Origin of the sequence: Amycolatopsis xylanica (assembly GCF_900107045.1) — a bacterium.
Taxonomy (GTDB): Bacteria; Actinomycetota; Actinomycetes; order Mycobacteriales; family Pseudonocardiaceae; genus Amycolatopsis; species Amycolatopsis xylanica.
In genome coordinates this window covers 67792-93184 of sequence record NZ_FNON01000011.1, presented here as the reverse complement: position 1 = coordinate 93184, position 25393 = coordinate 67792, and the positions used below count along the sequence as shown (strand labels likewise).

Sequence of the window (25393 nt, the reverse complement as noted above, 5' to 3'; positions counted from 1 at the left end):
GCGTCAACTCGGGCAATCCCACAGGTAGCGTAACTCGAATCGAGTGCTTGTCCGAGCGATCGGTGCTCATCGGGCGCCGTCCCCGTCGACCAGCGACGAGCCGCTGGTCAGCCGCTCGACCGCACTTCTGATTTCAGCTGTCAGGTAGCCACGGACTTGCCGCGTCTCGCCTTCCTCGGTCGTCACCCGGTCCCGCGTCGGCCGAAATCCCAGCTCAGCCATCTGCTCGGCGAACGTTCGCGAATCGAGCCCGACCAACTCAAGCAGCTCCGCGGTCGGCACGAACTTCCGATCGTCGAGGTCGTCTCCCAAGTAATCGACGATCGCCAAGAGAGGTTCGGGCAGCGGCTGAGTCGGCCCGCCCGTCGCGCCAGCGCCGATCGCCTTCACCACGGCCGCATGGTCCAGCAGTGGCGCAGTGTCCTGTCCAGCGGCGTGCCCGGTCAGCGTCCCAGCGGCCTCGCGGAGAGCGCGGCCACGCTGACAGATGGTCTGCCAGTCCTCGTTCGGCATGTAGTACGTCCGCACGGTCATCGCCAGCACATCGGCACCGGCCGCCGTATCGCCGTCCGGCCGCAGGATGCCCACGCCCTTGTGCGACGGCAGCAGCCGACTGGAGTCGAACCCACGGGTGTTCATCTGCTCGCCGAGCACGATGTTCGAGTCACGCCAGTCCATTACCCGCAGCGCGAACCGCGACCCGAGCACCGCCCGCAGCCCGGACGGAATCGTCTTCGAGTCCGGCCGCTGCGTGGCCAGCACGAGCACAATCCCGGCCGCTGGCCCCTTCTTCGCCAGCCACGTCAACAACTCGCCGACATACTCACCCGCCATGAGCTTCTTTCCCTGCACCTCAACAGGAGTCCGGTCCTCCAACGGCACCTGGACCTCGTCGATGAAGATCGCGGTGATCGGCATGTTCAACGCCGAGTCGCGAGACATCTCCGGCGTGACCTTCGACTCCGGGCACGTCAGGTCGTCCAGGTCTCGCATCCGCCTGAACCGGCCCTGAACCTCCGCGACCAGCTCAACCAGCCAGCCGACCAGCGCCAAGACGTGTTCGGGTTCGTCGCCAGCCATGAACCGGTGCGCCACCTGACCCGCGGCGTCCCAATCCTTACCCGCCTTGAAGTCCGCCACATACAGCCGAACCCACGCGTCCAGAATCAGCCCAGCCGCCGCAAGCCTCGCGGCGAACGTCTTGCCCTGCCTAGGAATCGCGCCAACAAGCAGCGACGTCCACACCAACGGGAGATCGATCCGCCGATCACGCGCATCCCGTCCGAACGGCACCGGGCGCCACGCATCCCACCGCGTCACCCCGAGCAGGGGAGTAGGCAGCGGTGGTGAGGCGTACGGGTCTTCATCAGCAACCCACATCGCCACCCGTCCGGCATGACCGCCGTTGCCGCGGACGCGTTCGACGATCAGCTGGACTTCGTCCACCGCGAGCGCCGACGCGAGCGCTTCTCTGTTCTTGACCACGTCGGCCGCCTTGCGCGTCGCTGGCAGATCGACGGTGACAGCCCACCCATCACCGATGCGAGTCGCCCGCTCGACCAGCCGCAGAGTCTCGTCCTTGCCGATCAGCTTTGCGTCCCGGTAAGCGTCCACGAGCACTTGCGGGTCCATCGTCCACGTGAGCGTGCGCGGACCGGCCAAGGCAGGCTTTCGTCCCGGACTCCCGTCTTTCCTCCGACCGAGCACTGCCAGCGTGACCGACACAGCGGCTCCACCGATCCACAGTGGATCGGCGCCGTACACGAGGTGGACGACCGCGGTCACTATCGCAACGACCGCTAGCACAGCGCCCGTCACCTTCCAGCGGAACAACGTGAGCGCCCGGATCTCCGCGAACTTGTCAGCCAGCTTCTCCGACTCCTCGGCCGCCGTGCGGTAGTCCCGCACCGTGACCCAGCTACGCCACCACCGGGCACCAACCACGATCCCGCGCACCACCGCGCCGACGAACCGCCACGGCGACTTCACCAGCCACACGACCGCGTCCTTCGCCGCCTGCCTCGCGTGCGCCCCGTTCTTGAGCCAGAGCGGCACCCTCGGCGAGTGCCGCCACCACAACGTGAACCAACTCTTCTCGCGCGGACGCGGTTGCGGCAACGTGTCGTCGATCAGCTCGGCGCCCAGCACCGGGCCCGCCTTCACCGGCAAGGTGTTCTCAGGCATCGGTCACCTCCGCGACCAGTGCTCGCGCCACTCGCGGTGACAGTCCACGTGAGCAGCCCGTGACCTGCCGGACCCAAGCTGGCGTGACCTCAACTCCCGGCTTCCAGCTCGTCCTCGCGTCAGCCAAGTAGTCCGCGAACAGCTTGCGCCGCCCCGGCTTCACGGCTTCGACGTGAACGCTTCGCCGTTCACCGGCCGCCGCCATCACGGCATCGGTCAGCTTCTCCCGTAGATCGGTGATCGCCTCGACTGCGACGAACACGACCAGCGGCGGCACCGAGTGCAGCACGATCGCGGCAGGCGAACCGTCCGCATAGGACGTCCACGTGTTCATGACGTACGTAGCCGCGAGCGTGAACCACTTCGCGCGTCGCACCAATCCGCCGGTCCGCACCTGGTACCGAGCAGTCACCTGCTCGGCTCGCAGAATGGCCAGCAGCACGAGCGAGACCGTTGGGTCCAGCACCCAAGCCGCGAGCCATGGCAGCGACCACGGCCGAGTCCCGGCCGACGCGAAGGTCTGCACGTTGGTCATCGTGAAGGCCAGCCCGAGCACGATCCCCGACCAGCACATCCAGTCCACCTGCCGACGCACCCGCTCGACGCGCAGCGCCACGACGTCCGGATCGGTCTGGTACGCCCGCACCTCCGCGGCCTCGGCCGCATCCTTGGCCAGCTGTTGCGCCCGCGTCATCGCCGACCACCCCGCTTCGAGGTGTCGACCGTGGTCACAGTCATCGCCTTGGTCAGCGCGTACGAGGCGAACAGCGCAGGCAGCCCGAGAACGGCGAGTAGCAGCCACTGGTTGCCCGGATGCGTGATCACAACCCACTGAACAGCCACGATCAACCCGGCGTTGAACAACACCCGGCCGACCAGTGAGACCAGCCGCGCACCACTCCGCGTTGCCTCAGCGGCCGCCTTCGCACGGCACGCCCCGGCTCGCCAGACCCAGAACAGCACCAGCAGCACACCGACCCCGGCGAGAAGCTGCGTCGGCGTCACGTTGATGCCGTTCATCGGACACCCCGCTCGACTCGTTCGCCGCGCCGCAGCCAGTGCGGATGAAGCGCCCGACGATCGTCATCGGTCATCCCGCCCCAGACTCCGACCGTGTCCGTACCAGCCGTGCGCAACTCCAGCTCCAGGCACTCGTCCTGAACCGGGCACCCACCGCAAACCAACTTCGCCAGCTCGCAGTCAGTCCGCGCGTCGGGCGGTTCCTCCGCCGGTGACGGCGCCATACAGAGTCCGTCGCTGGTCACGACGTCGGACAGGACGTCCGAGGGAACCCACCGCAGGCGGTCCAGCCGCCATGCGATGCCAATCAGCCAGAGGTCGTCGGCGTACATGCCGCACCTCCGTCCCGCTTCGGGGCGCCGAGCTGTCGAGCAAGCTCGGTCGACGACACCCGCAGACCGGACCGGCATCGGGTAGCCCGCAGGTCGCCCATCCGGATCGCCCGGCTCACGGCGGACCGCGAGACACCCAAGATCCAGGCGGCTTCGTGAATGGTGTGGAAGGTCAATTGCGTGTTCATAAGTAAGACCAATCTGATGATTTCAAGACTATGTTGTTGATTTCAGCGCTCGTGAGAGCGCGTTTGTCCGACGCGCCGCCCGCAATGCACTAGGCGATGCCGCAAATGCTCGAAGAACCGCTAATCTCAGCGCTGAGGCGGAGCGCGGAGGAATACGTGACGGAAGATTGGGCGGCAGTCGCCAAGGCGATCAGCATGCGCGTGAACGAGCTCGGTTGGCGTCAACGCGAGCTGGCCGAGCGATCGCACGTCTCGCAGGCGATCGTCCGCGAGTTGCAGCACCACACCGTCGAGCGGCGCCGCAGCGCCCGCACGCTCGAAGCCTTGTCGTCGACCTTGGGCTGGCACCCGCAACATCTGTTGGCAGTGCTGCAAAACCGCACGCCCCCGCACCCCGACGAACCCGTCGACGACGGCCACGAACTGTGGTCCAGGCTCGACGCGCTCGAACAGCGCATGGTCGACATCTCGGACCGACTGGAGGACGTCCAGTCGAGCCTCGCGACCGTGGTCAAGCATGTTCAGTCGAAGCGATAGAGCCGGGCGATTCGACTTGGTGAACCAGGTGATTTCCATACCTGAAATTCAAGCCCGAATAGGCGCGCGTTCCCATGCATCACCAGTGCACAACCAGTGCACGACTACTGCATATCCGCTGCACACAGCCATTCCGGCGGCTCAATGAATCGGTCAGACGACTGGACCGGACAAACCGCATCAGCGCTCCAATCAGCGCTGCGCATGAGCAACGAGAAATTCGCGACGAAGCTAGGAATCGGCGTGCGAACAGTCGCGTCCTGGCGCCAGAAGCCAGACCTTCGCCAGCAATCCGACATGCAACAGATCCTGGACACGGTTTTCGAACAGGCGACAGACGCCGAGCGCGCACGCTTCGCCGAGCTGACCGGCGAAGCTCCAGCCGCAGACAGCTCGGCGACCACGGCCGCCGACGCACGCATGGCCGCCGACCCCCACATCGGCGCGGCACTCGAGTGGATCGACCGCCACGCACGTTGGGCGCCGGGCACAGCCCGCCGCGCGGTCGCCTCCCGCGTCGGCGCGATCGACAGCCAAGCTCTCCGCGACCGCGCGACCCGACGCGGTTGGGTCAGCAGGCGCGACGTCGCCGACGCCTTGACTACCTACTACGGCGGCCGCGTCGGCGACCACGGCCTGTACACCGGCAACGTCGGCGCGAACACCGTGAACACCAGTGTCTTGACCTGCGCCGATTGGCTAGACCTGGACTGCGAGCTTCGCCCGCCGCACGACCGGCTGGGCGTCGCCAGCGCGCGGCCCGAACCCGACTTCGAACTCGATGCGCACGCCGCGGACCGCGCCGTTCAGCGGCTCGCCGAGACGCTATCCATGAACACTCGGCTAGCTGACAGCCCGATCTATCGCCTGCTCAGCACTGATATCCGTGAACACCAGCTCGGCGGCTCGTTCGGCGTGGCCAACTTCGTGCACTACGCCCTGACGATGGACCTGCTCGAAGCCGAGCTGGTGGACGCGATCGCCGCAGGCTCGTCGTCGATGCCGCTCCGAGACGACTACCTTCCCGATCTCCAGGCTGTCCTCCACGTCGGCGACCGACTCTGCGCCGGTGGCGTCCTCGCGCTTACCGCGATCGCTCGCCCGGCCGACCCGTACCGCGGCGAGGCGGACTACCTCCTGCTGGTCCAGGAGCGGTCCGGCCACGTCCTGAACGCTGCTCGACGCCTAGCCGTGATCCCCAAGGGCTTCCACCAGCCGCTCACGGACGTCCGCCGAGACGCGCAGGTCGGCGCCACGCTCCGTCGTGAGATGGAAGAGGAGCTGTTCGGCCGCCCCGACATCGACAACACCTTGGGCGACTCGCTGACGGCGGACCCGATGCACCCGACCAGGCTGTCCGAACCGATGCGCTGGCTGATGGAGAAGCCCGAGCGCTTGAGGATGGAGTGCACCGGCTTCGGCCTGAACCTGGTCAGCGGAAACTACGAATTCGCCAGCCTCATCGTGATCGAAGACGAGGAATTCTGGACGCGCTACGGCGGCGTGGTCGAGGCGAATTGGGAATCCGCGACCCTGCACCAATATTCCACCCAAGATGAGGAACTCGTCACCGAGTTACTCGGCGACACGGCATGGAGCAACGAAGGCCTGTTCGCTATGCTGCAAGGACTTCGACGCCTCGCAGAAGTCGGCGGCGCCCGCGTGAAGTTGCCCCCGATCGAATGGGAGATCAGCAGGTGAGCGACGGCTGGACCGCCGGCAACGCCAACGAGGACGCAGCCGGCACCCGCGGCTGGCTGGTCGGCCATTTCATCGACCCATCGCAGGGCGTCCGGTCGTCGAAGGACGTAGAAGTTAAGTGGGCCAACCACCCCGCAGGTGACAAGCGTCCCGAGTGGACCTCGGACGACCAGCGAACCACGCTCGTCATGCTCGTCTCGGGCGAGTTTCACATCGAAGTCAGCGGTGGCAGCAAGACCATGTCCCGCCAGGGCGACTACGTGATGTGGGGACCAGGAATCGACCATTCCTGGGAAGCGTTGGCGGATTCCGTCGTCCTGACGGTCCGCTGGCCGTCAGCAACTTAGCTCGACGGTGGGGATCTTCACCCGATCCCCACCTATTTCCGAAAGCCGACGTAAGCCTTGAAGTAGCGCGAACAGGCCTTCGTTGGTCCACGCCTCATCCGCGACCAATTCCGCGATTAGGTCACCGTCGAGCGTCGAATACGAACGCAGCCCGTCCGCCTCCCAGTTCGCCTCGATGCTCCCGCCGAACCGCGGCCAGAACTCCTCGTCGTCGACCACGACCACGCTCGCGAACTCGTAGTTGCCGCTCACCAGGTTGAACCCGAACCCGGTGCACTCCATCCGCAGCCGTCCCGGTTCCTCGGTCAGCCAGCGCATCGGCGCCGACAGCCTGCTCGGATGCATGGGATCGGCCGCGCGCAGTCCACCTGCGGTGTTGTCGACGTCGGCGCGTCCGAACAACTCCTTCTCCAGCTCACGCCGCAGCGTCGCCCCGATCCGCGCGTCGGCTCGCTGGTCAGCAAGCGGCCGGTGGAACGCCTTGGGGATGACCGCCAACCTACCCGGCGCGTTCACCACACGCCCGGATCTCTCCTGGACGAGCAGCAGATAGTCCGGCCCGCCTCGATTCGGGTCGGCCGGTCGCGCGATCGCCGTCAACGCGAGCACGCCACCTGCGCATAGTCGGCCACTTGGGTCGAGCACCGCCGCCAAGTCCGGCAAGTACCGATCCCGCAGCGGAACGCTTCCCGCTCGCAGCTGCTTTCCGGCAGCAAGGCGATCGGTCAGCTCTCGTTCAAGCAGATCCGCAGTCAGGGCGTACTCAACGAACGGAGCCAAGCCGACCTTGCCTGCGATCGAGCTTGGTCCGGCTTCGAGCTGCACCAGTCTGTAGATCGGGACATCCGCGATCCGCACGCCGTCGGCCGCAGCTTCCGCCAGCCGCCGAACCGCGGCGCCCTCGTCAACGTTTCGCCGCGGCTGCTCAACGTCGGGCACCAGCGCAACTCGGTCGCTCTCGAAGTTCAGCGGACACAACAGCTCAGTCCATTCCGGCCTCGTCAAGATGCTGGTTTGCACCTCGATCTGCCCGCAGCGAGCCTGATACATCGCGTGGTCAGCAGGTGGGTTGCCGTAGTAGCACGCCAACGCTTCACCAACGCGGCGCCGGTCGGCGACCTGCGCCGCACGCCGATTGGGCGCCTGCGCCTCGACTCGACTGCGGGTCGTGCCCGGCGTCCAGTTGGCGTGCCGATCGAGCCAGCTGAACGCAGGCCCTAGCTCCGACCCCAGCGTCAGCGGGCCCGATGCCTGGCGCACGTCGATCAGGTCCCGCACTTCGTCCGTCGACCGGCCGAGCACCCTCGCCAGCTTCGGCCACTGGAACGGCAGCGGAGCGTACTCGCCTGCCTCCCAGCGGATGACCGTCGAGCGATCGACGCGCATGACCTCGGCGAGTTTCTCCTGGGTGAGTCCGGCCGCCTTGCGAGCTGAAACAAGCTCTATGCGCCGTCGAACACCGACCACCAGGACACCTCGCTCTCGTTGATGTCGACTCAGCGTAGCAGCCATATCTGCAGGTGAAGACGCTGAGTGCCACATCCGCGCCACTGAAGTCCGACGTTTCTGCTCTGGGTCGCTCGGCGCTTCAGCGTTTGGATGATTTCAACATATCCAACGGCAAGAGGGGCGACCGTGACCAGCGGCGACCGCGGCAAACGACAGCCGCGTCTCTACGTGACCTGGCATCGCTGCATGAGCGACGGCCAGGACCACGCAGTGACCGACGAGAAGATGGCTCTCGGAGTCGAACGTAGCGAGGGGCGCTACGACTCGGTATGCGGTCACGTCCTCCTGATCGCCTCGTCGCTGCTCCCGCCTGCCCGCCAATGCCGACGCTGCCATGCCTTCCTCAACGCCCGCGCGAGCCTCCCTGTCGTTGAGCGTCGCCTGAGGCGTCCGACTCGGCACCGCAAGCCGGGACGCATACGCCAGCTGTTCGGGCACATTGCCACTCCGGCACCCCGGCAGCCCGAGACTCCGGTCGAGCCACGACCGGAGAGCCCGGCCGTTCCGCAGCCCCGCTCCGCCTTTGGCGGGGCGTCGAGCGCGAGGCGCGACGGCCGGATGACTCCGGCGGGGACAGGTGGGACGACACCTGCCCCCGCCGGACGTCACACCTTGCGAGGCGCATGATGGCGCTCTTCAAAGCGCGCCCCATGTCGGGCGTGGTTGGCGAGACCAAGCGCATGGTCCACCTGTTCGAAGTGTCACCGATCGACGCTCCAGTTCCTGAACGGCTTACGGCTTTGTGCGGCGCTAGCTTCGGACATGGTGAGTTGGAGCTATTGACCGTGCTGGCTGGCATGCCGTGCTTCGCGTGCTTACAGAAGACTCCCCGGCCGTCGAGGCCAACCAAAGCTGCATAAAAGCAGGCGCTGCGCACCTCCGTCCGGGTAGACGGAACTCAGGCGCGAGTGGCTAACTGAACACAACATCACGCTGCAGAGCATCGTCACCACAACCTGTCAAGTTGTTGGCTAATGCGGCGGCCAACGCGGGCTGGAGGGTCGGCGTCGCAGCATGTGACGGGTATCCAGAGGTGTGTCAAATTTGCTGTTCGACGCTGCGTTGGCATCCCCGTGACGGATGCGGGCAAGCCGACCCGCCCGTCACTGCTGCTGTCTCTGCAGTTCGGAGTGCATGCGGACCCGTCACGCCGAGCATATGACGACTGACAGCTGCACTTTCTAGTGTGACGGCGGCCGACACTGGCCATGCTCTCGGGCTGGCCGAGGCGGACCCGGCGTGACACCCACGTGAGCTGTTCCTGGGTGGGCGGCATCGCCCACCCAGGAACAGCGATTTCGGTCACGTGGACATTACGTCTAGGCGCCGATCGACAACGAGCAGTAACGCAATTGGCGAGCCGGAAGACTGGTAATCACGTCCGCTTGGCCTAGTCGGGGAGCCATCATTTGAAGTCCGAAATTCGCCCATCGCAATTAACCGAACTGCGCGAAAGGGTACTTAAGCAAAACTATAGAAAGTATCTCCGCAAGGTTCATATAACACGACTTCGAGCTTTAACGGATGCGACGGTTAGCTTCGATTTTCCAGTTACGGCTATTGTCGGGCCGAATGGCGGGGGCAAGACGACGGTAATTGGGGCTGCCGCATGCGCCTACAAGAGTATTCTGCCACGACGCTTCTTTGCGAAAAGTGGCAAGTTTGACAACTCGATGGCAGACTGGCAGGCAGAGTATGAGATCCTTGATAGAGATTTTCCTCAAGGAGTTATACAAAGAACGGCGAGCTTCAAGTCGGTTCGCTGGAGGCGGGACGCCCCGGATAGGGTCGTTCTGGTATTCGGCGTGTCGCGAACAGTTCCCGCGAACGAACGGCCAGAGTTGCAGAGATGCGCATCTCCAAGCTTTTCCGTTCCGGAAATCAACATAAAAAACCTTAGTGTTGATACAGTTCATGCTGTTGGCAAGATCTTAGGCAAGGATATTAGTTCATTCTCGCAGATGAGCATTGACGAACAGGGAAGAGTCTCCTTGTTGGCGGGCGTGAATGGTGTTGGCGAGTCTTACTCCGAGTTTCATTTCGGCGCAGGTGAGTCGAGTGTCATTCGCATGATTGCTGAGATTGAGCAGGCGCCAGACTACAGCATGGCGCTCATCGAAGAGATTGAAAACGGTTTACATCCCGTCGCAACGCGAAAGATGGTTGACTACCTTATCGATGTTGCGTCGCGAAAGAAGATTCAGGTTATTTTTACCACTCACTCTGAGGGCGCCCTAGAAGCATTGCCAGACTATGCCGTTTGGGCTGCACTAGATGGACGTGTTCAGCAGGGAAAACTCGACATAGAGGCTCTCCGTTCCATAACGGGAAACGTTGATTCGCGATTAGTTCTCTACGTTGAAGATGACTTCGCGAGGGACTGGGTAGAAACTTGTCTTCGCTACTATGGCAACGTTGCATTGGATGCAATTCAGGTGCATAAGATGAACGGATCGTCGACCGCCGTTCAAGTCCAACGAGCCCGCATGGAAGATCCAAGCATCTCAGTCGAGAGCTTCTGCTATCTCGACGGCGACGCCGCAGAAGACGAAGACGAAAATTCTCATATAGTCAAGCTGCCAGGGTCCTCGCCGGAGCTGCATGTTTTCAATACGGTTCTCGACGCGGCGGAGGAGCTGGCCCCGAAGATTGCACTCGCGCTCCATCTGCCAACTTCCCAGCAAGCGGAGGTGTTGCGAATCTCTAAGGAAGTTGCCATGTCCAATAGAGATCCACATCTGCTGTTCGTTCAGATTGGGGATCGGTTGGGCTTCATTGCTGAATCTATTGCCAGAAGCGCCTTTCTTTCCATCTGGGCTCAGCATGTCCCAAGCGAAGTAGAAAGTATTGTAGAGAAGATCGGAGAATTCCTGCCGGTAAGCGGACCTCGTGCTCCATTGCTTTCCTAAATTTGTAACAGCATTGCCCTAAGTCGGGCGCCTGGCCACCTGTCAAGGCGCCCGGCTCGAACATGTCGCCGCCGTCGTGGCCCGCCTCGTTCAGGCGGGCGAGCTATACCAAAGACGCCCTGAGCTGCCGGCAGCCCACCCTGTGACCATCAACTCCGCTGAAGCGGTCGCCATCGCGTTGCCGATCGCTACGAGGTGGGCGGCTAGCCACATACCCGCAGGCGTGGCGCCTTCCCAAGGCATCTGTTAGGCCGGACCCTCTCTGAGATCGTGGGCCTTCGAAACCCCTGACTCTGTGCACGCAGGGCCTTTATGGAGAAGCGACTTCGGAGCCGCGGGCACGCGCCCATGCCGCAGCACCGCGCGCATCGTCGCCACGCAGTGATCCCGAGCATGATCAACGGGGCTACGGTCATAGTGCTCGTCAAGATTCATCTCGGCGTCCTCGGTGCGCACCGGCTTCTGCCACACTGTCTTCATCTGTCCACCGACCTGGACCTTCGCCTCGTTCGCTAGCAGCCTGTAGGCGGCTGCGACTTTGGGCGCCTCGATGTCGAGCAGTGCCTGTTGAAACGCGAGCCGCGAATAGATCCGGCCCACCTCCTGCGCATCCACAGCCGCTCGCACTCGGGCCTGCACATGCTGACGTTCCGACTCGCTCATCCCACCGAGCACACTCATCAGCGTCTTGTGCGACGGGTTCCGAGCGTCGAACCTCCCGCCGAACTCCGGAACCCACAGCTTCACTCCGTAGGCCGCAAACCGGGGCACGATAAGCGAAAACTGGTCAGCAGTCTGAAAATACCCAACGTGCAGACCTGATTGGCCTGGGCAGAATTAAACCTTAACGACGATAAGTGTTGCTCCATTCGTGTATTTTTGACACAAAGATCTGGCAATCTCGCTTTGGCGGCTACATCCTGATGTGTTCTAGGAGGCGGATGGGGAGTTGATCGTGGCAGACCATGTTCCAACGCTGCAGGAGCTTATCCGGCGGCGCCAGACCGGCGGTTTTGTGGGGCGGCGAGAACAGCTAGATCAGTTTGAAGCCAATCTGTTCCTGCCGATGACGGATCCTCGCCGACAATTCCTGTACAGCCTACACGGTGCCGCTGGAGTTGGAAAAACGTTTCTCATGCGGCAGTTCTCTCGGATCGCTCGGGAGAACAAGATGCTGACTGCGTATGTCAACGAGTCGGTTTATGACGTGCCGACTGCGATCGAGACGGTCGTCTCAGATCTGGCTAGTCAGGGTGGGCGGTGTCGCGAGTTTCCCAGCTTACTTTCGGACTATCGGCAGCGTCGACACGAACTAGAAACAGATCCAACCATGTCGCAAGAAATCTCGTCAATACTTGCGCGTACGGTTTTGAGAGTTGGCCTGCGCGTCGCTGGAGATATTCCCGTACTCGGAGCGGTTGCGAAAGAAGTGAGCGGGGACGCTGTCGCGGGTCAGTTCGAAAAGCTTCGAGACTTTCTGGTTGGAAAGTTCCGAAACTATGAGGACGTGCGATTAATTCTGTCGCCAGTTGAGGTGTTTACCACAGCACTCGTTCGCGACTTGACGGCTATTGCGAGCAGTCGATCATTTGCGCTATTTGTTGACACCTACGAACAGACTGGCGCTTTTCTGGAGCGTTGGCTGTTGGACCTCCTTGCGGGCCGATATGGACAATTGCCAGGTAATTCTCTAATTACGATCGCAGGACAAGGCGCTCTGGACGCGAATCGATGGAGCGACTACCTGCCGATTCGGACTGACTATCCGCTGGAACCTTTCACCAATTCCGAAGTGTGCCAACTTCTCAACGACCGAGGCGTTACCAATGCCGAAGTAGTTGAGGTAATCCTGGAGCTATCGGGACGCCTTCCAGTCTGGGTGGCCGCACTTGCGAGCGCTCAGCCGGAGGCTGTGGACGCGATTGATGACCCCAGTGGCAGTGCGGTAGAACGATTCCTGAAGTGGGAATCTGACCAGAACCGCCGCACTGCTGCAGTTCATGGTGCACTACCTCGTCGGCTAGATCGGGACGTTTTCGCGGCAGTCGCGGGTTCTCAGTCCGCTGACGAGCATTTCGCTTGGCTTCGGAAGTTGCCATTTGTGATGGAACAGGCGGATGGCTACCGTTATCACGAGGTCGTACGAACTGCAATGCTCAGGGTCCTTCGTCGACATTCGGTGGTCGAATGGCAGAATCGACATCAGAGTCTTACGGCACACTATCGTGCAGCGAAGGATTCTCTGGCATTATCCGGTCGTGCTGCCTTGAAATCTCGGGACTGGCAGCAATTTACACTGGAGGAATCATACCATTTCCTTTGCGCTCAGGCGACAGCTGCACTGCCGGAGGTGCTGGGCGGCCTCGTTGATGTAATCGCGTGGCATCCAACTTTGATAGGTCCATGGACGCAGATGATCGAGCAAGCCGGCAAGGAGACTAATAGTGCCGCCGTTGCGGAGCTGGGAAAAGCGCTTCGTGATTCATCATCTGCTAACAACAAAGATATTATCGCTTTGCTGACTAAACTAGTAGACGACCCAATGCTTGACATTCGACGCCGGGCGACGGCACGCCACGAGCGAAGCATTGCATACCGGGAAACCGGGCGACTCAAGGAAGCGCTAGATGATGCGAATGTAGCGATTGAGATCTGCCCGGATGACGGCTCAATTATTGCTTGTCGAGGTCGAATATACGAGCTTATGAAGCAATACGAACACGCGCTTTCCGATTTTGATCGCGCTATCGACCTTGACCCCAAATATACATGGGCAATCATTAGTCGCGGCAATACATATCGATTGATGGGTCGGCATCAGGAGGCGCTAGCCGACCTTGATCGCGCCATTAATCTCGACGCACGGCATGCATGTCCTATTGCTGACCGGGGTCATACATACTTGCTCATGGGACGATACGAGGAAGCAATTTCAGATTTCAGTCGAGCCGTCGAACTTGACCCGAGTCATGCGTCGGCCATTGTCAACCGTGCTCAAATCTTTCGCTTGTTGGGTCGACACGAGGAAGCGCTATGCGATCTCGATCGCGCCATAACCCTCGACGCAAAACATGTTTGCCCAATAGTTATTCGAGGTGAAGTTTACTTGTCGATGGGGCGAAATGAGGATGCCCTTGCAGAGTTCGACCGCGCTGTCGATATTGAGCCGAGATATGGATGGGCGCTATACCTGTCCGCACTTGCTATGCTTGCCCTTGGTGGCGCTGACGCGGCGTACGTTCGATTGCGATTGGCGATTGACTGTGAACGAGAAAAAATAGATACAGGCTCGCTGGTCAATTTGCGGGCATTCAATATTTCAGTTTATCAGCTCGCGCTCGGCAATAGAGAAGAAGCGTTCGAGCAGGTGCGCAATACTCTTGCTTGCGGTGCTGAACCGGCTGATATCCGAGCGGTCTTGCAGGATTTCCGTCAACTGCATGCTGTCACGGGATGCGATGTTGATGAGCTGACGACGCTTTTGACGTCTAATTTAGATTAGGCGCGTCATTGGCGTTAATTTAAACTTTTGGCGCCTTTTGGGCATGTAAACGCCGCCTCGTGCGTCCGGTCCAACTTCGCCGCTGGATTGGATTCTGCGCCGAGTGGTCAGTGGCGCAGCTGCGGCGCTCTTCCGCTGCGATGTGCGCGCTCGCTTTGCTTCTGCAGGGCTGGGATTGCGCGATCATCCTCGCATCAAGGAACCTTCTCTGTCATCGTAGAGGCATCTCCGAAACAGGTTGCCGTCAGGTTTAGCTAGACTTGCGAGTCGCTGGGTGCAAATACAGTCATTCGGTGCCAGGCAAAGTAAGGTTCGGAGTCGACGCTGTGGGCTGCGCAGCCTCGACCTTGCAGATGCAGAAGTCGATTTCGAAAGATTCCTTCGGGGAAGCTGTCACCTGACCGCGTTTGCACGATACCGTGCTGATCAACAGTGACCCAGCCTAATTCGTAGAGCGAGTCACAGCCGAAGGAGCACGCCAGCATCGCGACGTGCAGCAGGTCCCTTCGCTCTTGATCAGTGCAGATGGCGCGCTTTTTGATGTGCGCGGCGATGAGGAACGTCAGCGGGTACTGGTCTCCGCAAAGCGCGCACACCGCGGACGTCGCGCCCCGAGCCAGCAACTTGCGCAGCTTCGCCTGCTCGGTGCGAACCTTGACCTTGGCGACGGCATCGAGTTCGCCGAAGTGGAGATCTTCTGCCACCTCATCGCCGGACGGCTCGTCGAACGTCACCTCAGCGGGCGAGCCGGTGAACCGGGCGCCGGGCAGAGTCGCCAGCACCGCACCCACGAACGCGCTTCGGTGGCCCAGCTCGTCGACCGTCACCCGGACCGACCCGTGTTCGGCGAGCTTGTCCAAGCCGCGCTGGACCTCGCCGATGTCGACCACTTGGCCGTCGGGCGAACGGTCCGTTTTCACCAGCACGTGAGCGACGCGCACCTCAAGCACCGTGTTCGGGCGGCCGGCCACGGTCCGGATCTCGACCCCGATGAGAGCGTCGAGCAGGTCCTTCGCCTCAGGCAAACCGTAGGCTTTCACCGGCTGGCCGGTCGTGACGGCACTCGGGGCGGCGAGGTCCGCGGCGAGCTGTGCTGCGTCGTCGAGGCCGTATCCAGGCACGTCGAGCCGAAGCTGGATCCGCTTGCGGTTGTTGCCTTCCTTTGACGCTCCTGTCGGCAGGCCGACGCGGCCTTGAGCACTGGTGATTTCGAGTCGCAGCTGCTCGATGTCGTCGACCTCAGCGAGTTTCCGCGGTCCCTTGACAAGTGTCCGTTCCGCTTCGGACAGGCCGGACACTCTCGTGGAAGCAACCAGGGCCGAGAGCAGGACGGCCTGCTGATCGCGCAAGCGTGTCAGTAGCAACCTCAGTGCCGGAACGTACTGATGGTTGCGCGGACGATCCGCTCCGGCCGCCCTCCCGCCGGCACTCTCCAGCACCAGATTCAAACATCCGCCTGCGGCTTCCACACTGAAGTCCGCGTTCAGTTCGACACCGTCGTCATCACGAGCACGCATGCCATCAGCGTCGCACGAGGCTCCGACACTTTCACGGCCGGGATCGAGAGGCTGCTTGGCCGACCGACGTGCAGTCCCATGACAGAACGAGTGCCCAAGGACATAAGGCCAAAGGTGTGCGGCACGGCTCCAAGGGGCTGTTGTGCCGAGCGGGGATGTGGTGCCCATGCCTCTGTCGGCGGTTCGATCTCACGCGGGAAGCTAGCCGTCACTGAGGCAACTTCAAGCGTGTGGTTAGTGTGCAGCTCCGTCCTCGGACACAAAACTTGGTGAAATTTCCCCGGCGCGATCAGCGCCGAAGGATAGCAGCTCACAACCCGATGACAGCGTTGACTGTCGTCGGGTTTTGGCGTTTCGCCGGTTCCCGGCGGTGGTCGGCATGACCGGGCCTGTTTCCACTCTTCTCCTCGATGCCCGGCGGCCGGGGTTGCCGCTGGTCGAGGTTCCGGATCTGGCTCGTACGGGTGCGTTGCAGTACGGGCTGGGCCGGATCGATGCCCCGGGCCGGGTCTCGGACAGCTCGCTGTTTCGGGCGCTGGGCTGGGTTCGCGGTCAGCGTCTGATGCTCAGCGTCCTCGGGACGGCTGTCGTGGTGCAGCCGCATCCGGCCGGTCTGCTGGAAGTTCGTGGCGGCCGGTATGCCGTGTAGCCTGCGGCGGTGCGGCGGCGTTGTGCTGTGCGGGCGGGGGACCGGGTGCTGCTGGTCGCCGACCCGGTGCAACGGGTCTTGGTGGTGCATCCGATGGCCGCGCTGGACGCGATGGTGGTCGGCTACCACGAGACGCTGCTCGGCGGTGAGGACCGGTGACCACTGACCTGTCCCCGGAAGTCCTCGACGCGGCACGACTTGTCTTGTCCCGCATGGGCGTGGACCCGCTCGATCTGATGTCCACGGCCGCGCCGAAGCCGGCGGTGCCGACGTTCCGCGAGTACATTCCCGAGATTGCCGCCGCGCTCGCGCCGCTGATCGCCCAGTCCTACGGCTCGTACTGGAAGGTGCTGGAGCAGCGGTGGGGTGACCGGCGGTTGGACGAGCCGAGTCCGACCGAGATCGAGCAGCTTGCCGAGCATGCCCGCGTGCACGCTGTGGTGCGGCGTAACTCGCGGGGGAGGCCGCAGCGCCAAGGAGAATTTCATCGCGGCGGTGCGGTGTATCTATCGGCACGCGGAGAACGACGAGCTGATCATGGAGATGGCCAACCCGGCGCGGAAGGTCCGCAAGCCGCGGCGGTCGCCGTTGAACCGGCGTGCTCTCTCGGATGCGGCGCTACGGGAGGTGAACGAGGCCGCGGCCACGACCGGCGACGATCCCGAGCGCGACAGCCTTCTCCGTCTGCACAGCGAGACCGCGTGCCGTCCGGTCGGCGCGCTGAACCTGCGTCCACGGGATCTGGATCCGGTGCAGTGCCTGGCGTATCTGCGGGAGAAGGATGGCAGCAGTCGCTGGCAGCCGGTCGACAATCCGGGCACGGTGCGGGGTGCTCGCTGTGTCGGAGTCGAGATGCACACCGGAGATGATGCCTCTATCAGCCCCGCGCGCTGACACCAACCCGGCGCACGCGACCAGTTCGATAGTCGAAGTGGCAGGGCGCCCACCGTGTCCGCACGACAGCGGTGACCGGGAGCGAGAGACACGACGAGGCGAAAAGAAGATGGAGGATACTGACACAGCGGCAACGCCACCGCCGGTGTTCCTCCGGTGTCGTTCATCGGCTGTGTTAGCGCGTGGGCCCCACCGGCTCTGCGCTGTTGTGCCCACACGGGGTGCTCTCAGCGTCGATATCATCTCGTTACCAAACGTGGGAACCTTCGTCCGGGGTGGGCGTCTTTAGGGGTGTTGGAACGCTGAAGCGCGGTTCCGGCGCTGGGATTCAGGGGAAATACTTAATTCACGCGGGGTTATCCGTGTGCCTATCAACTGGGGAATTGAAATGATTCGCAAGTCTGTTGTCGTTGCCGGTGCCGCCGCTGGTTTCGCTTTGCTTTCGCCGGTCGCGGCGCTGGCCGGGAACGCGCCGTTGCACCAGGAATCGCTTTCGGTCAGCATTTCCGGCAGCACGGTCACGTTGCACGCCACCTGCGCGAAGCCCAACGAGGAGGCGGAGGGGATGTACGGCCAGCACGTCGAGCTCGGCGCCGGTGTCATCGAGCGCGCACCGATGAAGGCGGACGGCTACAAGCAGACCGTCTCCTTCAAGAACTTGAAGCCGGGCAAGTATTACGCGTTGGCTTTGTGCGGCAGCGACACCGGTGGCAAGGGCCCGGCCGTCGACTTCACGATGCCCGCGCCGGCAAAGGAGACCGCGAAGCCGAAGCCGCAGCCCGCCGCTGAGACCAAGGCGCCGCAGGTCGCGGCGAAGCCATCGGGTGCTCCGCAGACCGGCGGTGGCACGTCCGCCGACGAAGGCGGGATCGGCACGGCCGCGATCGCCGGTGGCGCCGCCGCAGTCGCCGGGGCTGGCGGACTCGGCTTCTGGGCCCTGCGCCGCCGTCGCACCCAGGCCTGAGGGCGCTGTGAAGGCCACGATCACGGCACTGTGTGAGGCTTGCGCGGTGGCCTGCCGCCAGGCACTTTGGCCGAGATCGTGGGCTTCACGGCTCTTGGTGGACTCGCTGTCGCGGACAGCCGGACGGCGTGGGTACCTGGTCATCGGGTCGGTCAAGAGGATGAGTCGTCGCATGTGGCTTTGAGTATCGCGGGCGCGTCGAAAAATGTGGCGCGTCTTTGCGATCAAGTCGCAAAGACGCTGTTCAGCGCAGTGTCGTCTATGGCCTGTCGCATGACCACGTATCAGGCCGAAACCGTGTACAGAAGTCGAGCTTGTACTCATACGCCCAGGCAGACCCGGTCGGTAACCTGCCGCCATCGGGTTTGGCCAGCATCGGATTCACCAAGGCGGGGACGGCCGACCGGTCGCCGCGAGGGGTGCGCGCCATGGCTGACCTCCGTCCTCACCTGCGGTGGCCACCCGTGAGCAGTCCGGTGTGGACCGTCGGCCGCCCCTCGCCAATGGTCAGCACCCGTCCATTCTGGACTCTCTCCCTGGGGGAGAGTCCACGGCTTGACCCTCCCACGCCGCGAGGCCACACGATGGGCTCATGACACAGCACACCGATTCCCAGTCCGATCTGCTCCCGGCCACCGTCCGCGAGTTCTTCGCCGCCCACATCGTCCACGACGCCGACACCGCCTCGTCGCTCCTCACCGAGGACGCGGTGATCGTCGATCAGGACGAGACCTTCCGCGGCCGAGAGAAGACCTACGCGTTCCTGCGGGACGCCGGGTCCGAGTTCGAGTACACGACCGAGCAGACCGGCGCTCACCGCGTCGACGACGCCCACTGGGTGGTGACCGTGCGGCTCGAAGGCACCTTCCCGGGCGGCGTCGCCGAACTCGATTACCGGTTCACGGTGCGGGATGACCTCATCGCCGAACTCGTCATCGCCAACCACACGGCCTGACCGAACCCACGTCATCTCAATCTTCGACGGAGAAAAATCATGAAGACTTGGTTCATCACTGGTGGGACGCCCGGAGGGTTCGGTCTGATCTACGCCGAGGCCGCACTGGGCCAGGGCGATCGAGTCGCGGTGACCGTGCGTCGGCCTGCTGAGCTGCGGGAATGGGCTGAGCCTTACGGCGACCGCGTGCTGGTTCTTGAGCTCGACGTCACCGATGCCCAGCAGGTGCGTGCGGCGGTCAAGGCGGCGGAGGAGCGTTTCGGCGGAATCGACGTGCTCGTCAACAACGCTGGCCGCGGCTGGTTCGGCTCGATCGAAGGGGCCCCTGACGAGACGATCCGCCGCACGTTCGACCTCAACCTGTTCGCCGTGGTCGACGTGGTGCGTGCGGTCCTGCCGGGTATGCGGGCACGCGGTGGCGGCTGGATCGTGAACATGTCGTCGGTGGCGGGCCTCGTCACCGCGCAGGGGTTCGGCTACTACTCGGCGGCGAAGTTCGCGGTCGAAGGACTGTCGGAGACGCTGCGGCTCGAGGTCGAGCCGTTCGGTGTGCGGGTGCTCGTCGTAGAGCCGGGAGCAACACGCACCAAGGCCTTCGCCGGCTTCCAGGACCAGCCCGTCAACGAGGTCGTCGACGCTTACGTGCCGATGGTCGAGAGCGTCAAGGCGGCGTTCGTGGACCACAACGGCAAGCAAGAGGGCGATCCCGTGCGGGGAGCGCGAGCCGTGATCAGCGCTATGAACGCACCCGTTCCGCCGCGCCGGATCGTGCTCGGCAACTCCGGCTACGACGTCGTCACCGCGATGCACGAGAACGCCCTCGTGGAGCTACGCGCCAACGAGAAGCTTTCACGCAGCACGGACTTCTAGCCCAACGGCTGCGGACCGCTCGTGCTCGCGCAGGTACGCGCCGGGGACGCTCCGCCTGCCGGCGTGGTGTGCGCGGCGAGTCGACGAGTCGGACGCCTTCCAGGCCTACACCGCTTCGCTGCATACACGGCTGACGACGATCGGCGTGTCGACAAAGCCCACTACAACAGTAGGCCGAGGACGCTAGCGGAAGTCGCGAGAAGCTCCCAGAGCGATGTCGCAGTATCTGATGCCGCTCGCGCGGGCCTTCACATGCCGGGGCTGCTGGGCTGGTCGTCGGGCTTGTCGGTGGGGGCCTCGTGCAGGGGGACGATCGCGCCGGAATCGGTGGCCGTGAGGGCGTCGATGACGCGCGTGGCCTGTTCTTGTCACCGGTGCACCGCCGCAACGCGGTCGGCGGCGGGCCGTCCGGGCCTCGGGGCCGCCGATGAGCTCGGGCGCGTAGAGGTCTTTCGGCCACACCGCCACGGGCGTGTCGCCGAGGATTTCGGACAGCAGCACTTCGGCGGGCCGGATCAGCTCGTCCGGAGGAAAGCCTGGTTGTCCTCGTAGCGCGTCGGCTTCTGCGGCGGGCCAACGCCGGTTCCAGGGTCCGGCGGACCCGAACCGCCCTCGCCCGAACAGCGTGACGTCGCTGAAACCTGGCACCCGATGGTGATCCAGCACCCGGTAAGGGGTGTGCTGGATGAACGTCATCTAACGCCCCAAAACCCACACACCCCAGCCGATCGGCGTCGTGAGCGCGCCTCACCAGCCAGCCACACTTGGCCTTCCGCGCCTCAGAACCGGCGGGAGCACTCACGAGCAACGCCGGGCTGCTCAGCAGCTGTACCAGTAGGACCAGCCTTCGGGCACGCGGTAGCTGACGCAGCGATAGCGGCCGCCGGAGATGGCCTTCACCTGCCGCGAGCTCGGCTTCCGGTACGCGCCGACCATTTTGTCGGCGACCCCGTTGGTGAGCTGGACCGGCTGATGCCCTGGCCAGACGTGCATGACCTTGCCGACCTCGATGAAAAACGACTCATCCGGCCGCCCGTCACCGGTCCAGTCGGCATCCATGACCGACGTGGAGCATGGGTAGATGAACCTGTAGCCGGGTCGTTCCGCCATGCAGGCTGTCTGCCCGTCCTGCGACGCCTGCGCGGCAGGAGACATCATCAGGCTGGCGGCCGCCGCGGCCGCGAGCACGAGAATCCTGGCGCGCCTCATCAGCAGCCACCGCAGCCGAAGGGGTTGTTCGCGGGCTTCGTGTAGTACTTGTTGCCTGGCTTGGTGGAACCCCAGAACACGATCTGCACGCTCTTGATGAACTCCGCGTACCCGATGCGCATGTTCCCGTACAGCTTGCACGATTTCTCGAACTGCCTGACCCGCATCTCCGTCGGCGCGAGCCGGCTGGTCCCGTCCACCATGTTGACGCGGAAGTACGCGACCGCCTCATTGGTGTTCCTGGGATCCCCGTCGCACAACGTCACGGAGATATGGTCCATGTAGTTGGCCGATTCATAGGTTCCTCCCCAGGTCACCAAGATCCCGCCGCCATCGCCGCCGGGATATGTCTGCGCGTACGCGGCCTGCGGCACGGCGACCAAGGCCGCCGGAATCGCCACCGCCCAAACCGCACTCGCGATCGCCCGTTTGACTCCCATTTCAGCACCTTCCCCAAGTTCCGGACTGAGGCAGCCGCCAAGGACCCCTTCCCCGATTCCCAGGCGGCATCAGGCGAAACCATGCCGACCCGCCTGCCCAGATCCCGCCCAGATCCCGCCCCGGGCGGGGCCGCCACCCGGAAAGCCGGTCCCGCCGGATCACAGCGACATGACAAAAGAGAGCCATGTTCGCGCTTTCCGCGAACAGGGCTCTCTTTCGATTCGGTGGGCGCAGTAGGGATCGAACCTACGACCGCTCGGGTGTAAACCGAGTGCTCTCCCGCTGCGCGACGACCTAGGTCAAGGTCACGGTGTTCTTGGCTTGTTCGTACGCCTTGATGCTCGCTTCGTATGCCGCGGCGTTGCTCTCGCCCATGATCTGGAGGACGACGACGCCGTCTCGGTAGGGCACGGCCAGCATGCTGCTCTTGGTGAGCCGGTCGCCCCAGTTGATGACGTAGGTCAGTTCGGTCGCGGTACCGGCTGTGACGGGGACCTGTTGGTAGACCTTGTTTTCCGCGCCGGGGAGAACGTCGCTGAGCGGTTCGAGTGCCGCCTTCGAGTCGGCGGTGCCTGTGACGCGGTAGATCCGTAGGGACCCGGCATCCATGGTGGGACCGAGCAGCATCTGACAGAGCACGTCGCCTTGCCGTGTCTTCAGGGTTTGGCGAACGCCGCGCCAGCCGTCGAGCAGCTGAAAGGTGATCGGCATCGGGCAGGCGGAGGTAGCCGGGCCGAGCTCGTTGCGTTTCGGCTGGGGTTGTGGCTGGCCCTCGACATCTGATCCGCAGCCGGCGGCGAGCAGCATGGTCACGAGAAGCGCGAGCCGCTTCATGATCCCCCCATTTGTCATCTGAGCATCATAGATGCTACGTCTACCAGGTTTGTTATCTGTCCACTGTCCGCACTCTTCCTCGCATCGTTCCGACTTCAGAGTCAGAACGCGCCGCCTTCGATGAGGATCAGAAGCCCAATCCCGATCAGGACGATGGGTGGCAGGATGTGTCCCCAGCGGGACAGCGGACGGGTGATGACCGGGCGGCTGGCGAACAAGCGGCCGCCACTTTGGGTCTCCGAATCCCGCGCGCGGCGTGCGCGACCCGCAGGCGAGCCGCACGTAGACCTTCAGATCAGCGCGTGAGTGGGACAGCGATTCGGCCGGGGAACCGCGGGTTCTCAGCTTCGTCGAGCATCGCGGCGGCAACGGTGTCCCGGCTCACCATGATGCGGAAGATGCTCTTGGGGGAGGCATCGAGCCCGACGGTGCGCCGGTCCGGGCTGATCGGTTTGTTCGACAGGGGCCCGGCGTGGAAAACCGTCCCGCCGGCTTCGGTGACCAGGGCGTCCGACTCGACCTTGTCGGCGACCTCCGCTCCGAGTCCTTTGAGGACCAGCCGGTTGAGCGCGCTTGCCACCGCGGCCGAGGGGCCTGTGCCGTAAGCACCCAGCCAAATGACGCGGGCGCCCGACGCCACCGCCGACCGGGCGCCCGCGGTCAGCACACCCGGCTTCGTCCCCTTGGGCACACCCAGCCCGGACAGCACCAGTTCGCTGCCTTCGAGCGCCGAGTCGATCTCGCTGGTGCGGAACACGTCCGCGACGATCTTGGTCAGCCCCGGGGCGTCCGGAACGGTGATCCGGTCCGGATCGCGGGCGATGGCCCTGACGATGTGGCCACGTTCGAGTGCCTGCCGGGTAAGGGAAAGTCCGGTCGGGCCGGACGCGGCGAGAACGGTGAGGTGCATGAAAATCCACTCCTGAGGGTCAATGCGTCTGCCGAGCCGGATTTCAGCCGAGGATGTTCAGCTGTGCCGTTGCGTCCGGGGCATCGACCGGATCGAGGTAGAAGCGGACCGCTCCGGCGCGGCCGTCCTCGACCCGGATGATGACCGTGCCGCGGATGGTCTCAACGACCCCGTCGGCCCGCGTGCCGACCATCTCCCACTCCGTCCACACCCGGTCACCGTCCACCACGGAGTCGATGACCCGGGCGTCCAGGCCGTTCGAATACCGGGCGAAGATCGTCGTGTAGTTCGCGCGAACCTGGTCGGCACCGCGGAAAGACCGATCAGGGTGCACCGGCATCACGCAGTCGAAGTCGTCGGTGTAATTGGCCACCAGCTTTTCGACGTCACGATCGGACATCGCCGCGGCCATGCGAAACGGAACGGCGCGCACGTCGTCGGGCGATGCGCTCACTTCTCTCCCGCCTTTGCCCGCGGCCCCCTTGGCGATCGCGTAAAGCTCGGGGTTGCCCGCGAAAGGGGCCTTCCGCACGACGCGGATGCGCCTCAGCCGCCATTCATTATCGATCCGCTGCAGGTCGACGTGCCAGAAAGCACGCACGACGAGCCAGTCGACCTCGTCGGCGGGAACGTGGTGGTAGGCCACCACGAAACTCCGGTAGGTGGCGTGGTCGCCCTCAACCTCGACGATGACGTTGGAGGTCGAATGGTGAGTACTCTGGAACCCTTCCAGCATCGCCTGGCTGGCGACCACGAAATCATCGGCACTCAATTCTTGTGACGGCGCGCCCAAGTGCTCGGAGACGTCCATCGTGACGGTGTCGGCGAGGATCGCGCGCAGACCGGCCCAGTCCTTGAGATCCTGTGACCAAGCGAAATGGGCCACGGTCTCGGCGACAGCGACCCGGTCAGCGAGGTAGTTGACATCAGTCATGAAAATTCCTTCATCGAGAATACGATCGGTAAAACATCGAGAGCGGAGTGCGTTTCAACACGGATTCGCGCGTGCTGTCTCCGTCTTGCTGGTGGTTATTCTTCCGGGTTTCGGCCGCCGTAGCGGGGGCCAGGATGTCCCCTCCTGGCCCCTGCCGCTGATATTCTTCGGTCATGTCGGACGCGAGCACTTTGGGAACGGTGTTGCGGGAGCGACGTGAACGCACCCAGCCCGAACAGGTGGGTGTCGTCGGTCACGGTCGCAGGCGCACGGGCGGCCTGCGCCGGGAAGAGCTCGCCGAATTGGCCGGCGTGTCGACGGATCACCTGAAACGCATGGAGCAGGGTCGCCGGAATCCCTCGCCCGGCGTGTTGAACGCCTTGGCCCGAGCACTCCGGATGAGCAGGGCGGAGTACGAGCACCTGTGCACGCTGGCCGGTTACGCGCCGGTGGAAGGGCGGGTGCCACGGCGGCTCAGTGATGGCGCGCGCCGGCTCGTGGACCGGATAGAGAGCACGCCGGTGTGCGTGCTCGACGCCACGTGGACGGTCGTCGGCTGGAACCAGGCTTGGCAAGCGCTGGCCTGCGGGGTGCCCTCGCTCCACCCGCGCGAAGGCAACATCCCCTGGCGGGTGTTCGTCGGCCAGGGCGGCCAGGTGCGGCGATCCCCAGGTGACGACGCGCGCTTCCAGCGCCTGCTGGTGGCCGAGCTGCACGCGGCCTCGACCCGCTACCCCGCGGACGAAGACCTGGCATCGTTGACCGCCGACCTCCAGCGCGCCAGCTCCGTGTTCGCCGAGCTCTGGGCGAGCACGCCCACAGCCGGGCAGCACGACAGCCGGATGCTGGTGCCGCATGAGGATCTGGGGCAGATCGCGCTGGACTGCGACACCGTCCACATTCCCGACGGCGATCTGAGGGCGGTGGTGTTCACGGCAGACCCGGGCTGACGAACACTTCGGCCGGTGATCACTTCCCAGCGCTGCT

Annotated in this window: 24 protein-coding genes and 1 tRNA gene; 12 read left to right on the top strand and 13 right to left on the bottom strand. The window is 63.8% G+C overall.

Annotation, left to right across the window (positions count from 1 at the left end):
* Positions 1 to 66 precede the first annotated feature (66 nt).
* From BLV57_RS36930 to BLV57_RS36915, 4 genes are read right to left on the bottom strand one after another with little or no spacing between them, the layout of a single operon-like run.
* Positions 67 to 2184: an FtsK/SpoIIIE domain-containing protein gene (locus BLV57_RS36930; RefSeq protein ID WP_091297746.1), complete on the bottom strand. Its 2118-nt coding sequence runs from the start codon at positions 2182 to 2184 to the stop codon at positions 67 to 69.
* Entirely contained in the window at positions 2177 to 2878 is a 702-nt protein-coding gene (locus BLV57_RS36925) for a hypothetical protein (protein WP_091297741.1), read from the bottom strand. Before BLV57_RS36925 ends, BLV57_RS36930 begins: the two co-directional genes overlap by 8 nt.
* Positions 2875 to 3204, bottom strand: a complete 330-nt coding sequence (locus BLV57_RS36920; protein WP_091297739.1) for a hypothetical protein — start codon at positions 3202 to 3204, stop codon at positions 2875 to 2877. Before BLV57_RS36920 ends, BLV57_RS36925 begins: the two co-directional genes overlap by 4 nt.
* Positions 3201 to 3536: a WhiB family transcriptional regulator gene (locus BLV57_RS36915; protein WP_091297737.1), complete on the bottom strand. Its 336-nt coding sequence runs from the start codon at positions 3534 to 3536 to the stop codon at positions 3201 to 3203. The genes BLV57_RS36920 and BLV57_RS36915 overlap by 4 nt, the downstream gene beginning before the upstream one ends.
* Before the next feature lie 344 nt (positions 3537 to 3880).
* Between BLV57_RS36915 and BLV57_RS36905 the strand changes: the two genes are divergently transcribed.
* From BLV57_RS36905 to BLV57_RS36895, 3 genes are all read left to right on the top strand, one after another.
* Positions 3881 to 4261: a helix-turn-helix domain-containing protein gene (locus BLV57_RS36905; protein ID WP_091297725.1), complete on the top strand. Its 381-nt coding sequence runs from the start codon at positions 3881 to 3883 to the stop codon at positions 4259 to 4261.
* Positions 4262 to 4465: 204 nt separating this feature from the next.
* Positions 4466 to 5962 carry a transcriptional regulator gene (locus tag BLV57_RS36900; RefSeq protein ID WP_245757665.1) on the top strand — a complete coding sequence of 499 codons (1497 nt, stop codon included), beginning with the start codon at positions 4466 to 4468 and terminating at the stop codon, positions 5960 to 5962.
* The gene (locus BLV57_RS36895; protein WP_091297723.1) at positions 5959 to 6309 is read left to right on the top strand and encodes a signal peptidase I; all 351 of its coding nucleotides are present in this window, start codon (positions 5959 to 5961) and stop codon (positions 6307 to 6309) included. Before BLV57_RS36900 ends, BLV57_RS36895 begins: the two co-directional genes overlap by 4 nt.
* Here the strand turns inward: BLV57_RS36895 and BLV57_RS36890 are convergent.
* Complete coding sequence (locus BLV57_RS36890) at positions 6298 to 7776, bottom strand: helix-turn-helix domain-containing protein (protein ID WP_281244461.1); 1479 nt, start codon at positions 7774 to 7776, stop codon at positions 6298 to 6300. The two genes, BLV57_RS36895 and BLV57_RS36890, sit on opposite strands and share 12 nt — an antisense overlap.
* 1451 nt (positions 7777 to 9227) lie before the next feature.
* On the opposite strand from BLV57_RS36890, the gene BLV57_RS36880 reads away from it, so the two are divergent.
* Complete coding sequence (locus BLV57_RS36880; RefSeq protein ID WP_091297719.1) at positions 9228 to 10727, top strand: ATP-dependent nuclease; 1500 nt, start codon at positions 9228 to 9230, stop codon at positions 10725 to 10727.
* Positions 10728 to 10973: 246 nt separating this feature from the next.
* On the opposite strand, the gene BLV57_RS44090 is transcribed toward BLV57_RS36880, so the two are convergent.
* A complete protein-coding gene (locus BLV57_RS44090) occupies positions 10974 to 11390 on the bottom strand; it encodes a hypothetical protein (RefSeq protein ID WP_245757664.1) in 417 nt (138 codons plus the stop codon).
* Between the two features lie 292 nt (positions 11391 to 11682).
* On the opposite strand from BLV57_RS44090, the gene BLV57_RS36870 reads away from it, so the two are divergent.
* On the top strand, positions 11683 to 14229 hold the full coding sequence (locus BLV57_RS36870) for a tetratricopeptide repeat protein (RefSeq protein ID WP_176968977.1): 2547 nt from the start codon (positions 11683 to 11685) through the stop codon (positions 14227 to 14229).
* A 254-nt stretch (positions 14230 to 14483) separates the two neighbouring features.
* On the opposite strand, the gene BLV57_RS36865 is transcribed toward BLV57_RS36870, so the two are convergent.
* Positions 14484 to 15746 carry a hypothetical protein gene (locus tag BLV57_RS36865; protein WP_091297716.1) on the bottom strand — a complete coding sequence of 421 codons (1263 nt, stop codon included), beginning with the start codon at positions 15744 to 15746 and terminating at the stop codon, positions 14484 to 14486.
* A 379-nt stretch (positions 15747 to 16125) separates the two neighbouring features.
* Between BLV57_RS36865 and BLV57_RS36860 the strand changes: the two genes are divergently transcribed.
* The 6 genes from BLV57_RS36860 (at position 16126) to BLV57_RS36840 (ending at position 20078) form a co-directional block, all read left to right on the top strand.
* A complete protein-coding gene (locus BLV57_RS36860; RefSeq protein ID WP_143047241.1) occupies positions 16126 to 16395 on the top strand; it encodes a hypothetical protein in 270 nt (89 codons plus the stop codon).
* A gap of 9 nt (positions 16396 to 16404) precedes the next feature.
* Positions 16405 to 16554 (top strand): hypothetical protein, encoded by a 150-nt coding sequence (locus BLV57_RS43500; protein WP_176968976.1) that lies wholly within the window; start codon positions 16405 to 16407, stop codon positions 16552 to 16554.
* A 261-nt stretch (positions 16555 to 16815) separates the two neighbouring features.
* Entirely contained in the window at positions 16816 to 17289 is a 474-nt protein-coding gene (locus BLV57_RS43495; RefSeq protein WP_176968975.1) for a hypothetical protein, read from the top strand.
* 388 nt (positions 17290 to 17677) lie between these two features.
* Positions 17678 to 18253 carry a hypothetical protein gene (locus tag BLV57_RS36850; RefSeq protein WP_091297711.1) on the top strand — a complete coding sequence of 192 codons (576 nt, stop codon included), beginning with the start codon at positions 17678 to 17680 and terminating at the stop codon, positions 18251 to 18253.
* A 592-nt stretch (positions 18254 to 18845) separates the two neighbouring features.
* Positions 18846 to 19208: a nuclear transport factor 2 family protein gene (locus BLV57_RS36845; RefSeq protein WP_091297709.1), complete on the top strand. Its 363-nt coding sequence runs from the start codon at positions 18846 to 18848 to the stop codon at positions 19206 to 19208.
* Between the two features lie 39 nt (positions 19209 to 19247).
* Positions 19248 to 20078 (top strand): SDR family NAD(P)-dependent oxidoreductase, encoded by an 831-nt coding sequence (locus BLV57_RS36840; RefSeq protein ID WP_091297707.1) that lies wholly within the window; start codon positions 19248 to 19250, stop codon positions 20076 to 20078.
* A gap of 819 nt (positions 20079 to 20897) precedes the next feature.
* Here the strand turns inward: BLV57_RS36840 and BLV57_RS36830 are convergent.
* From BLV57_RS36830 to BLV57_RS36800, 6 genes are all read right to left on the bottom strand, one after another.
* A complete protein-coding gene (locus tag BLV57_RS36830) occupies positions 20898 to 21287 on the bottom strand; it encodes a hypothetical protein (RefSeq protein ID WP_143047240.1) in 390 nt (129 codons plus the stop codon).
* Positions 21287 to 21727, bottom strand: a complete 441-nt coding sequence (locus BLV57_RS36825; protein ID WP_091297700.1) for a hypothetical protein — start codon at positions 21725 to 21727, stop codon at positions 21287 to 21289. The genes BLV57_RS36830 and BLV57_RS36825 overlap by 1 nt, the downstream gene beginning before the upstream one ends.
* A 226-nt stretch (positions 21728 to 21953) precedes the next feature.
* Positions 21954 to 22019, bottom strand: a tRNA-Val gene (locus tag BLV57_RS36820).
* A gap of 3 nt (positions 22020 to 22022) precedes the next feature.
* Complete coding sequence (locus BLV57_RS36815) at positions 22023 to 22562, bottom strand: lipoprotein (RefSeq protein WP_091297697.1); 540 nt, start codon at positions 22560 to 22562, stop codon at positions 22023 to 22025.
* A 295-nt stretch (positions 22563 to 22857) separates the two neighbouring features.
* Entirely contained in the window at positions 22858 to 23472 is a 615-nt protein-coding gene (locus tag BLV57_RS36805; RefSeq protein WP_091297694.1) for an NAD(P)-dependent oxidoreductase, read from the bottom strand.
* 43 nt (positions 23473 to 23515) lie between these two features.
* Positions 23516 to 24406, bottom strand: a complete 891-nt coding sequence (locus BLV57_RS36800; RefSeq protein WP_091297692.1) for a nuclear transport factor 2 family protein — start codon at positions 24404 to 24406, stop codon at positions 23516 to 23518.
* Between the two features lie 173 nt (positions 24407 to 24579).
* On the opposite strand from BLV57_RS36800, the gene BLV57_RS36795 reads away from it, so the two are divergent.
* Positions 24580 to 25356: a helix-turn-helix domain-containing protein gene (locus tag BLV57_RS36795; RefSeq protein WP_218134959.1), complete on the top strand. Its 777-nt coding sequence runs from the start codon at positions 24580 to 24582 to the stop codon at positions 25354 to 25356.
* The last annotated feature ends 37 nt before the right edge of the window (positions 25357 to 25393 follow it).